At 69.7% G+C, this 10,472-nt stretch carries 9 protein-coding genes and 1 pseudogene; 4 read left to right on the top strand and 6 right to left on the bottom strand.

Annotated elements, in window-relative coordinates; translation table 11 throughout:
* Positions 1 to 116: 116 nt before the first annotated feature.
* Positions 117 to 1,355, bottom strand: coding sequence for an ABC transporter substrate-binding protein (locus ACWCO3_RS24780; RefSeq protein WP_244311658.1), 1,239 nt, complete (start codon positions 1,353 to 1,355; stop codon positions 117 to 119).
* Between the two features lie 183 nt (positions 1,356 to 1,538).
* Between ACWCO3_RS24780 and ACWCO3_RS24775 the strand changes: the two genes are divergently transcribed.
* Positions 1,539 to 2,312, top strand: a complete 774-nt coding sequence (locus ACWCO3_RS24775) for a FadR/GntR family transcriptional regulator (RefSeq protein ID WP_450012286.1) — start codon at positions 1,539 to 1,541, stop codon at positions 2,310 to 2,312.
* A 132-nt stretch (positions 2,313 to 2,444) separates the two neighbouring features.
* Here the strand turns inward: ACWCO3_RS24775 and ACWCO3_RS24770 are convergent, their stop codons facing one another.
* From ACWCO3_RS24770 to ACWCO3_RS24750, 5 genes and pseudogenes are all read right to left on the bottom strand, one after another.
* Positions 2,445 to 3,998 (bottom strand): right-handed parallel beta-helix repeat-containing protein, encoded by a 1,554-nt coding sequence (locus ACWCO3_RS24770; RefSeq protein WP_450012284.1) that lies wholly within the window; start codon positions 3,996 to 3,998, stop codon positions 2,445 to 2,447.
* 170 nt (positions 3,999 to 4,168) lie between these two features.
* Positions 4,169 to 4,574: pseudogene (locus ACWCO3_RS24765) on the bottom strand (ArsI/CadI family heavy metal resistance metalloenzyme).
* A gap of 422 nt (positions 4,575 to 4,996) precedes the next feature.
* Positions 4,997 to 5,905: a hypothetical protein gene (locus tag ACWCO3_RS24760; protein ID WP_145780343.1), complete on the bottom strand. Its 909-nt coding sequence runs from the start codon at positions 5,903 to 5,905 to the stop codon at positions 4,997 to 4,999.
* Positions 5,906 to 5,917: 12 nt separating this feature from the next.
* A complete protein-coding gene (locus ACWCO3_RS24755; RefSeq protein ID WP_145780342.1) occupies positions 5,918 to 6,691 on the bottom strand; it encodes an SDR family NAD(P)-dependent oxidoreductase in 774 nt (257 codons plus the stop codon).
* A gap of 17 nt (positions 6,692 to 6,708) precedes the next feature.
* Positions 6,709 to 7,548, bottom strand: coding sequence for a fumarylacetoacetate hydrolase family protein (locus ACWCO3_RS24750; RefSeq protein ID WP_145780341.1), 840 nt, complete (start codon positions 7,546 to 7,548; stop codon positions 6,709 to 6,711).
* A 102-nt stretch (positions 7,549 to 7,650) separates the two neighbouring features.
* Here ACWCO3_RS24750 and ACWCO3_RS24745 point away from each other — a divergent pair, with 102 nt between their 5' ends.
* The 3 genes from ACWCO3_RS24745 to ACWCO3_RS24735 form a co-directional block, all read left to right on the top strand.
* Positions 7,651 to 8,370 carry a GntR family transcriptional regulator gene (locus ACWCO3_RS24745; protein WP_450012281.1) on the top strand — a complete coding sequence of 240 codons (720 nt, stop codon included), beginning with the start codon at positions 7,651 to 7,653 and terminating at the stop codon, positions 8,368 to 8,370.
* A gap of 28 nt (positions 8,371 to 8,398) precedes the next feature.
* On the top strand, positions 8,399 to 9,109 hold the full coding sequence (locus ACWCO3_RS24740) for a (Fe-S)-binding protein (protein WP_145780339.1): 711 nt from the start codon (positions 8,399 to 8,401) through the stop codon (positions 9,107 to 9,109).
* On the top strand, positions 9,106 to 10,472 hold a 1,367-nt coding region (locus ACWCO3_RS24735; RefSeq protein WP_450012279.1), incomplete at its 3' end, for a LutB/LldF family L-lactate oxidation iron-sulfur protein. The genes ACWCO3_RS24740 and ACWCO3_RS24735, both read left to right, overlap by 4 nt.

The raw sequence follows: 10,472 nt of genomic DNA, 5'->3' as shown, positions 1-10,472 counted from the left end.
CCGTGGGGGGGGTGGGTGGGGGGGGTTATGCCGGCTGAATGGTGGGGTCTCGGGGTTGGGGGGTCTGGTCCCGGGGGGGCGGCGGAGCCCGTCGGCTCCGCCGCCCGGCGGTCGGGCTACTTCGCCTCGTCGTCGAGGAACTTCTGGAACGCCGCGTTGGCCGTGTCCGCCGAGGCGGCGGCGTCCTTGCCGGTGATCGCGTCGACGATCGGCTGACCGACGATCTCTCGCGCCTGCGCGACCTTGACCACCAGTGGGCGGTCGTGGCCGACGCCGTTGGCGGTGCTGGCCGTGTTGGCCTCGGCGAGGTCCTTCGGCAGGCTCGCGGTGCTCGCCGGGTTAGCCCAGACCGAGGTGCGGGCACCGGGGACGCCGGCGGTCTGCTGCGCCAGCGCCTGCTCCTTGCCGGCCGCCCACTGGATGAACTTCCAGGCGTTGTCCTTGTTCTCCGAGCTGTCGTTCACGCCGAGCGCCCAGGAGGGGATGTTGTACGGCTTCGATCCGGCCGGACCCGCCGGGAAGGCGGCGAAGCCGACGGTGTCGACGACCTTGGACTTGGTCGGGTCGGTGGCGTTCTTGTAGAGCGAGTTGGCCTCGGTGTAGAAGGCTGCCTTGCCCTGCGTGAAGATGGCCATGGCCTCGGACCAGCTCATGTCGGTGCTGATGTTCTCCGGGCCGTGGTCGCGTAGCAGCCCGCCGTAGTAGGCGTACGCCTGCTTGGCCTGTTCGGTGTTGACGGTGGCCTTGCCGCTGCCGTCGACGAAGTCGCCGCCGAAGCTGAAGAGGAAGCTGGAGAACTGCGTGACGGCGGCGGCCTTGCCGGTCCGGGCGACGAAGCCGGCGACGCCGGGGTTGTCGGCCTCGACCTTCGCCGCCTGCGCCTTGAGCTCGTCGAGGGTCTTGGGCGGCGCGGTGAAGCCGGACTTCGTCAGCAGGTCCTTGCGGTAGTAGAGGACCTCCTGCTCGGTGATGATCGGCACCCCGACCACCTTGTCCTCATAGGTCGTCGCCTGCATCGGCCCGGCCTGGAAGTCACCGAGCTCGAAGGCGCTGTCCGACTTGGCGTTCTTGCCCAGGTCGGCGAGGTACTTGTTCTTGCCGAACAGCTTCCCCTCCTGCAACGGCCGGTACATCATCACGTCGAGGTCGGTGGAGCCGGCGTTGAGCTTGACGTTGTACTGGTCGGAGAGCTGGTCCTCGCCGAGCTGGGTGACCTCGACAGTGAGCCCGGTCTGCTTCTCGAACTCCGGCAGGGCCTTCTTGATGTTCTCGGTCCAGACGTGGTTGACCAGTGTCACGCGAACGGTCTTCGAGCCCTCGCCGCCGTCGTCGCCGCCACAGGCGGTCAGGCCCATGGCTGCGACCACGGCCAGAGAAGTGCCGATTATCGATCGACGTCGCACGCTTGTCTCGCCTTCTGTCGTGGTCACCGCCCCTAAGGGAGCCGCTACCTCGGTGTTACATCCGCTTAACATCGGGATGCTAGGCGCAAAAAGCAGACTATTTCAAGGGGTACATCTAACTGATACGATCTTTGCGTGGAATCGTCCTCACTAGAGGTTGCCGTCGTCCCTGCCGAGTCAGGGCTGCACGCCCGCGTCCTCGACCACCTCGGCACCGCGATCTGCGGCGGTGAGCTGGCACCCGGGGCGGTCCTCAACATCGACGAGCTGGTCGACAGGTACGCCGTCTCCCGCTCCGTCGTCCGCGAGGTGCTGCGGGTCCTGGCGTCCATCGGCTTCATCGAGGCCCGCCGCCGCGTCGGCGTGATGATCCTGCCGGCGAGCGCGTGGAACGTCTTCGACCCGCAGGTGATCCGGTGGCGTCTCGCGTCGGCCGGCCGGATGGCTCAGCTCCGGTCGATCACCGAGCTACGCACCGCCGTCGAGCCGCACGCGGCCCTCCTGGCCGCGACGCGGATCGGCCACGACGAGGCGAGCGATCTGGTCGGGCTCGCCGCCAAGATGTGGGCGGCCGGCGAGGCCGGCGACGAGGAGCGCTTCCTCCACCTCGACATCGAGTTCCACCGGCGGGTGTTGCTCGCCTCCGGCAACGAGATGTTCGTACGGCTTCAGGATCTGGTCGCGGAGGTGCTGACCGGCCGACACAAACACCACCTCATGCCGCACCACCCGCACCAGCAAGCCCTCCAGATGCACGCGGACGTCGCCCAGGCGATCCAGCGGCGCGACGGCGACCGCGCCCGCCAGGCGATGGTGCGGTTGATGGAGCAGGCGTTCGACGAGATGAAGTCACTGTGGGAGCAGACCGTCGCCCCCGACGTCGACCTTGGCCGCGACCAGGCGCCTTGATCACCCCTGACGAGGACGGTCACCCGGAAACAGGGCACCGGCCCCTCCACGGATCCGATCTGGTGATCGATGCGTGGAGGGGCCGGTGCCCTTGTTCGGTGGATCCAGCGCCGCCGTTGGGCGACCGGATGGTCAGCCGAAGCAGTTCTCCACCGGAGGCGCGCTGGGCGTGCAGTTGGTGGGCCGGTTCTCGCTGACGACCGACTTCTCGTCCACTGTGACCTGGCCGCCCTCGTTGAAGATCCCGCCCGGCGCCAGGGCCGAGAGGTTCTCCGTGACCTTCGACTCGGTGATGGTGACAGTGCCGTTGTTGAAGATGCCGCCCGCCCGCGACTCCGGGCCCACGGCCTTGTTGCGGTTGACGTGCACCTTCCGCAGCACGACCTCACCGCTGCCGTTGTAGATGCCGCCGCCGTTCTCCACCGAGCTCCCGGTGCTGGCGGCGTTCTGGCTGATCTCGCTGTTCTCGACCACGACCCGGCCGATCTGGTTGAAGATCCCGCCGCCGCGCTGGCCGGCGTCGTTGCGGCTGATCTTGCTGTGCGTCAGGTGGAGGATGCCGTCGGTGAAGATCCCGCCGCCCTCACTGCGGGTGGTGTTCTCGGTGACCTCGATGTTCTGCGCCGTGGTGGTGGCGTTGATGCCGGTGCGGATACCACCGCCGCGGAAGCCCGCGCTGTTGTGGTGGACGCGGACGTTGTCGAGCGTGGCGACGCTGGAGTTCGACAGCCCGCCGCCCGCGCCGCCGATCGGCAGGATGATGACGGTGCCGATCGTGTGGTTGTCGTTGAGAGTGGTGTTCTTGACGGTGAGGTTGCCGTTGTTGAAGACACCCCCACCATCGAAGAGCGCGCTGTTGTCGCTGATCCGGCTCTCGCCGTACTCCCGCTTGTCCTGGCCCTTGCCGTCCTGGCCCTTGCCGTCGCGGCCCTTGCCCGCCTCGTGCTCGCCGCGGCCGACGATCCTGGTGTTGCCGAAGTTGGCGATCCCGCCGCCCGGCCCGTTGGTCTGGTTGTAGACCACGCTGGTGTCCTCGATGGTGGCCTGGCCCCCGACGTCGATCCGGATGCCACCACCGCCGCCACCGAGCCCACTGGTGTCGTGGCCTCCCTTGATGGTGACGTCGCGGATCTTCAGGTCGCCGCCCGCTCCGACCTCGAGGATGCGGAACGGTGTGGCGCTGGCGGCGCGAACGATAGTGGCGCCGTTCCCGTCGATCGTGACCCGCTGAGTGATGATCGGCAGACCGACGGGGCCGAAGGGTACGTGTGGCGGTGGCGCCGACCGGGTGAGCGTGTAGGTGCACTTCTTGGCGAGCCGGAGCGTTGCCCCGTCGCCGGCGTTCGCCCGGACGATCGCTGCGATCAACTCGTCGGCGCTACAGGGCACGTCCTTGGCGTCGCGTCCGCCGTCCCACTGGTCGCCCTTGTCGTGGTCCTTGCCGTCACGACCGTCCGAGTGCTGGCCTCGGTCGTCGTCGGCCAGGCGGGTGTTGCCGGTCAGGACCCGCTCTCCGGCAGCAAGCAGACCACTGCCGCCGAGCGCTCCCGGGGCGCTGACGGCCAGGCCAGCCACCCCGGTCAGCCCTGCCACTCCGGCGACGAACCAGCGAGCCCGCCGCTTCTTCGGCGGGCGTGGTTGGTCGACCGCCACGTCATCCACGTCCGGGTGTCGATGGTTGGACATCGAGCTACCTCGCTCTTCTCCGTACCCCGTGTCTCTGCACGCCAGAATCAGTGCAGAAAGCGACAAATCGGTTGTCGCACCCAGGGGGAACGTAGTCGAGCAACACTCGCGTTATGCCTTCTTATGCGAATAACTCCTACATTCGGTGCAGCGTTCCGCAAACGCCCCGATCAGCGGCAGCACGCTCCATCCTCGCTGACTGCCGGTCCGCCGCATCGAGACGCCTCGGCACTCACCGTGGCGAAAGCGTCGGCGTCGGCCTTGACGGTGTAGACCTCCCAGGGCTCACTGCCGGGGCCGCGCACCCACACCTTGCCCTGAAGGGCGTAGCAACATTCGGTGTCGCCCTCCCGCGTTGACGTCGTCGGTGGAGAACACCTCCACACCCAGGTGGTCCATGACCGTGGGCTGCCCGGCCTCACCCTCGATGAGGACGAGCTTCACTGGCGGGTGCTTTACGGCGAAGTTGGCGTAGCTGGGTCGACGCTTGGCCGGCTCGACGTCGAACAGGTTCGAGTAGAAGGCGACCGAACCTTCGAGGTCGGAGACGCGAAGGGTGAGCTGGACGCGGGACATGGGCTATCTCCTATTGGCGGACGCCTCATCTCCGTCTAGATGGATTTCGAATCAGCCTCACCGTCGCACCCTGTTGTGAAACAAGATGTGCCGCTCGCCTGCTGCACTCCGCTGGCGGTCCGCCCGAGGCTCAACCGGGACACCGCCGAGACCAGCGACGACATCCATGCCGGGTTCACGGCTCTCGTCGCCGCACTGGATGGACAGCCAACCGCGTAGGCCTCGCCGACGGCCGGGAGTGGTCGAGGTCGTGACTCGTTTACGGCATCAGGTCCATGGGACCCTCATGCGATGCCCGCTGCTGCCGGATCAGCCGATGATCAAGTGATGAAAAGTAGCTCAGCGAGTGCCCTAGAAGCTATTTTTCAACACTTGATCATGGGAACGTCAGGTCCCCGCGCTAGCGGCGGCAGGTTCTCGCCCTAGCGGCGGGAGTCGCCCCGGCGACCCGGGCCGGCGCTGGAGGGGCGGTGGCCGATGCGGGGGGCCCGCACCGCCGACGAGGTGCCCGCACCCGGCCGGAAGTCCCGGGCGGCAGCGGCCACCATGTCGTCGGGATCGCGGGTGAGTGCCTCCCGGACATGCGGCGGGACGACCTCGGAGGTCGCCATCGCCAGTCGGACCTGCACCGCGCGGTCGTCGACCAGGCGTTCCAGGTCCGCCTCGTCCAACTCGAGGGTGCGGACCAGTGCGGCCCGGACGTCGACCACCGGGTCCGCGGCGAGCGCGCTGCGCTGGTCGGCGGTGGTCCGCGGGTTGCGGGCGAGCCCCTTCCGTACGCGGGCGGTGCGATCGGCCAGCAGCGCGGTGATCACGTCGGGGTCGTGGGTGTGGGTGGCGAGCCGTTCGCGTACCTCGGGTGAGGCATCGTCGATCAGCCGCGCGGCCAACTCGGGCTCCAGCTCGCGGCTCTCGGCGAGGAGTCCGCGTAGTTCCTTGTCCGAGGCCTCCGACATCACCCGTCGGATCGACTCGTCACAGGCCGGGTTGCCGGCCACCGCCCACCGGACCCACCGGTCGTCGTCCTTGACGAGGCGCATGAGGTTGCCGACCGAGGAGGACGGGTTCCTCGCCACCGCCTCGCGGACCTGACGATCGTGGTCCCTGGTCAGCGGTCGCAGAGCCTGCGCGGGGGCGTCGGGCCGAGCGGCGACCGTCTTACGGACCACTGCCGACGGGTCGGACGCCAGGTCGATCAGGGTCATCTGCGGCGTGGTGGGGTCCTGCGCGAGGGCGAGCCGAGCGTCAGCGTCGCCACCGATCGGACGGTGGTCGGTGGTGCCGGACGCGCTGTGCTGGTCGGCCGCGCCGACGTCCTGCTGTTTGCCCATCGCGCAATCATGTCACGCACCCGATCTGCCTCCGGCGGGCGCGGGTAGGCGCAGGCCGGACATGCCGCCGTCCACCGCCAGCGACGTGCCGGTCACCGAGCCGGTTGCGGGCGACGCAAGGTAGACGACGGCGGCGGCGACCTCGTCGGCGGTCACCAGGCGGCCGGTCGGCTGGCGGGCGGCCAGTTGCCGCTTCTCCGCCGTCGGGTCGGCCGCCCCGGCGAGCAGGCGGGCCACCCACGGGGTGTCGACGGTGCCGGGGGCGACGCAGTTGACCCGGACTCCCTCGGTGACCAGGTCGGCGGCCATGGCGAGGGTGAGGGCGTGCACGGCGCCCTTCGACGCCGAATACAACGCGCGTCGGGGCAGGCCGACGGTCGCCGCGATCGAGGAGATGTTGACGATCGCGGCGGACGACGACCGGCGCAGGTACGGCAGGGCGACGGCGCTGGTGCGGGCCACGCCGGAGACGTTGACGTCGAGCACAGTGCTCCACTGCTCGTCGTCGTCCTCCTCCACGGTGCCCACCGCCGAGATGCCGGCGTTGTTCACCAGGATGTCGACGCCCCCGAACGCCTCGGCGACCGAGGCGACGGCCGCGCGCAGCGAGGACCGGTCGGCCACGTCGGCCCGTACGCCGTGGACGCGAGGGTCCTCGGGCAGGGCCGACACGTCCAGGTCGAGGACACCGACCCGGGCGCCGGCGGCTAGGAACGCCCGTACGCAGGCGTCTCCGATTCCCGAGCCACCGCCGGTCACCACCGCCACGAGGCCGTCACACCGCATGCTTCTCTCCCCTGCCATCAGGCGTTCGCGAGCGGGCTGCGCTGCCGGCCGAGGCCCTCGATCTCGACCTCCATCACGTCGGCGGCGGCCAGGTACGGGAACCGGCCGGAGAGCGCCACCCCCTCCGGGGTGCCGGTGTTGATGACGTCGCCCGGGTCCAGGACTGTGTACTGGGACAGGTGCCAGACCAGGTGAGCCACGTCGAAGATCATGTCTTTGGTGCTGGAATCCTGCCGGGGCTCGCCGTTGACCCAGGAGCGCAGCCGAAGCGCCTGCGGGTCGTCGATCTCGTCGGCGGTGACCAGCCAGGGCCCCAGCGGTTGGAACGTCTCGCAGGACTTACCCTTCGACCACTGGCCACCGGAGACGGCGAGTTGGAAGTCGCGCTCGGACACGTCGTTGGAGAGCGCGTACCCGGCGATGTGGTCGAGGGCGTCGGCCGGTGAGGCGAGGTAGCGGGCCCGACGCCCGATCACCACCGCCAGTTCCACCTCCCAGTCGGTCTTCGTGGAACCGCGCGGGATCAGGACCTCGTCATACGGCCCGACGACCGTGTTGGGTGCCTTGTAGAAGATGATCGGCGCGGTCGGTGGCTCGGCGCCAGACTCGGCGGCGTGCGCGGCGTAGTTCTGCCCGACGCAGAGCACCACCCCGGGCCGGGCGAGCGGCGCGCCGACCCGCTGGCCGGTCACATCGATCTCCGGCAGGTCGGTGGCCGCACGGACCCGTTGGACGCCGTCACCGGCGAGGAACTCCCCGTCGATGTCGTCGGTGACCGATGAGAGGTCGAAGTGTCGACCGTCGACGTACAGCACGGGACGCTCCTGCCCGACGGGCCCGACGCGCATGAACTTCACGAACCAACCTCCAGAGCAGGTGCGCCTATTTCCTATAGGATGCTGCCTGTGCTGGTGTACCGGCTCACACGAGCGCAGTCAAGGGGTTGTTGAGGAGACGAGATGGCCCAGCAGGAAACTCGCGAGGGCCGACTCCGTCCCGCCCGTCGGCTCACCCTCGCCGATGACGTCTACGAGTCGATAAAGACCCTGGTCATGGACCACATCCTGCCGCCGGGTGAGCGGGTCAACATCGACGCTCTCGCCCGGGAGCTGGACGTCTCCCCCACCCCGGTACGCGAGGCGCTCGCCCGGTTGGAAGCCGACGGACTGGTCCGCAAACGCCCGCTGTCCGGCTACACCACCACGCCGCTGCTGACCCGCGCCGAGTTCGACGACCTGTTCGAGGTCCGACTGCTGTTGGAGTGCGCCACCGCCGGCCGGGCCGCCGCCCACGCCTCCGCCGAGGAGCGGCAGCGGATCAGCACCGAGGCAGCGGCCAGCATCGACGTGGAGGCCGGCGACGGATACCGCCGACACGCCGCGTTCACCGCGCTGGACGCCACGTTCCACGACCTGATCGCCGAGGTCGCCGGGAGCCCGCTGCTGCGCGACAGCATCACGCGGCTGCACTCCCACCTGCACCTGCACCGGCTGTACTTCCCGGTCACCGGCGCGCCGGACACCAACACCGAGCACCAGCGCATCGCCACCGCCATCGGCGCCGGTGACTCCGACGCCGCCACCGGGGCGATGCGGGCCCACCTGATCGCCGCCCGGAAACGCCACCTGCCCGCCTTCGACCAGCTTCCCGCACCCGGAGCACCGCGCGACCCGGCGTGAACCACCCCGACCCGTCCGAGGAGCCGCCGTGCGCATAGCCCTCTTCATCACCTGCATCAACGACCTCGCGTACCCGGCCACCGGCATCGCGGTCACCCGCATCCTGCGGCGGCTCGGCCACACCGTCGAGTTCCCCGACCGGCAGACCTGTTGCGGGCAGATGCACGCCAACACCGGTTACCGGGCCGAGGCGATGCCGATGGTGCGCAACTACGTCGACGTCTTCGACGGCTACGACGCCGTCGTCGCGCCGTCCGGGTCGTGCACCGCGATGATCCGCGACCAGTACCCCCGCCTGCACCCGCCCGCCGCGTCGGTGGCCGCCCGCACCTACGAGCTGTCCGAACTGCTCGTCGACGTCCTCGGCGTCACCGACGTCGGTGCGGAGTTCCCGGAGACTGTCACCTACCACCCCACCTGCCACGGCCTGCGCATGCTGCGGTTGGGCGACCGACCGCTGAAACTGCTGCGCCAGGTGCGCGGGATCGACCTCGTGGAGCTGGGTGACGCGGAGGAGTGCTGCGGCTTCGGCGGCACGTTCGCGGTGAAGAACCCGGACGTCTCCACCGCGATGCTCACCGACAAGTGCGCCCGGGTCGGTGAGACCGGAGCACGGGTGCTCGCCGCCGCCGACAACTCCTGCCTGGCCCACATCGGAGGCGGCCTGGACCGCCACCGCTCCGGCGTACGGGCCATGCACTACGCGGAGATCCTCGCCTCGACGGGGGCCACTCCGTGAACCCTCCGATCGCACCGGCCACCGGCAGCGGACGCATCCGCACGCCACTGCCCTTCCCCACCGCGGCCAGACCGGCCGTCGCCGACACACAACTGCGCGCCAACCTGCACCGGGCCACCCGCACCATCCGCGCCAAGCGCGCCCGCGTGGTGGACGAGGTACCCGACTGGGCGGCCCTGCGCGACGCCGGCTCCGCGATCAAGGCGGACGTCCAACGCCGCTTACCGGAGTTGCTGGAGCAGTTCGAGGCGTCCGCCACCGCCGCCGGCGCCACAGTGCACTGGGCCCGGGACGCGGCCGAGGCCTGCCGGATCGTGGTCGAGCTGACCCGGGCCGCCGGGGCCGACGAGGTCGTGAAGGTCAAGTCGATGGCGACCCAGGAGATCGAGCTGAACGAGGCCCTGGAGGCGGCCGGGATCGCCGCGTACGAGACCGACCTGGCAGAGCTGATCGTGCAGCTCGGCGACGACACCCCCTCGCACATCCTGGTGCCGGCGATCCACTACAACCGGACACAGATCCGGGAGATCTTCCAGCGTCGGATGCCGGACGTCCCGGCCGACCTGACCGACGAGCCTTCCGCGCTGGCCGAGGCGGCTCGCGTTCACCTGCGGCGACGTTTCCTCTCGGCCCGGGTCGCCGTGTCCGGCGCCAACTTCGCCATCGCCGACACCGGCACGCTCGTCGTGGTGGAGTCCGAGGGCAACGGGCGGATGTGCCTCACCCTCCCGGAGACGCTGATCAGCGTCGTCGGCGTCGAGAAGCTGCTGCCGACCTTCAGTGACCTGGAGGTCTTCCTGCAACTGCTGCCGCGATCCTCGACCGGCGAGCGGATGAACCCGTACACCTCGATGTGGACCGGCGTCACCCCCGGCGACGGTCCGCAGGACGTGCACGTCGTGCTCGTCGACAATGGCCGATCCGCGGTGCTGGCCGACCCGGTCGGGCGGCCGGCGTTGTCCTGCATCCGCTGCTCCGCCTGCCTCAACGTGTGCCCGGTGTACGAGCGGGCCGGCGGGCACGCGTACGGTTCGGTGTACCCGGGGCCGATCGGCGCGATCCTGTCGCCGCAGCTGACCGGCGTGGCCGACAACGCCTCCCTGCCGTACGCGTCGACGCTCTGCGGCGCCTGCTACGACGTGTGCCCAGTGAAGATCAACATTCCGGAGATCCTGGTCCACCTCCGGCAGGAGGCACCGCACCCACCCGCGGAACGGGCCGCGATGCGCGTCCTGTCCTGGGTGATGCGCAGCCCTCGCCGCTGGGCCGCCGCCCTGCGTCTGGCCCGGACCGGCGCGGGACCGCTCGGCGCGTACCGCGAGCGTCGCACCGGTGCCGTTCCCCGCCACACCGCTCTCCGGGC

This window comes from Micromonospora sp. NPDC002411 (genome assembly GCF_053592955.1).
This window is presented reverse-complemented; position numbering and strand designations above follow the sequence as displayed.

What these genes read in the sequence shown, in the direction of transcription:
- ACWCO3_RS24780 (WP_244311658.1), bottom strand. Translation starts at nt 1,355, where the DNA reads ATGGGCCTGACCGCCTGTGGCGGCGACGACGGCGGCGAGGGCTCGAAG.
- ACWCO3_RS24770 (WP_450012284.1), bottom strand. Translation starts at nt 3,998, where the DNA reads ATGTCCAACCATCGACACCCGGACGTGGATGACGTGGCGGTCGACCAA.
- ACWCO3_RS24760 (WP_145780343.1), bottom strand. Translation starts at nt 5,905, where the DNA reads ATGGGCAAACAGCAGGACGTCGGCGCGGCCGACCAGCACAGCGCGTCC.
- ACWCO3_RS24755 (WP_145780342.1), bottom strand. Translation starts at nt 6,691, where the DNA reads ATGCGGTGTGACGGCCTCGTGGCGGTGGTGACCGGCGGTGGCTCGGGA.
- ACWCO3_RS24745 (WP_450012281.1), top strand. Translation starts at nt 7,651, where the DNA reads ATGGCCCAGCAGGAAACTCGCGAGGGCCGACTCCGTCCCGCCCGTCGG.